At 62.0% G+C, this 245-nt stretch carries 1 protein-coding gene; it reads left to right on the forward strand.

The annotated features are described in order from the left end of the window. On the forward strand, positions 1-245 hold a 245-nt coding region (locus tag SB724_RS21470), incomplete at both ends, for a hypothetical protein (protein ID WP_486304066.1).

A 245-nucleotide genomic window follows, 5' to 3' on the forward strand; every position in this document is an offset into this window, starting at 1 on the left:
ATCGTTGGTGAATCCATCACGGCTGAAATCGTTGAGGCCGTGGGTGCTGCCTTTATCGACGTCCTCGGCCTTGAGGGCAAGACCGTCCTGGTGGGCGGGGACATGCGTCCGTCCTCCCCTGAGTTCAGCCAGGCCTTCGCCAACGGCGCAGCAACGCGCGGGGCGAACGTCCAACTGCTGGATCTGATCTCCACTGATGAGCTGTACTACGCCTGTGGTGCGTTGAACTGCGCCGGTGCCACGTT

It is taken from the genome of Bacillus sp. SIMBA_031 (assembly GCF_046535225.1).
Classification (GTDB): domain Bacteria; phylum Bacillota; class Bacilli; order Bacillales; family Bacillaceae; genus Bacillus; species Bacillus velezensis.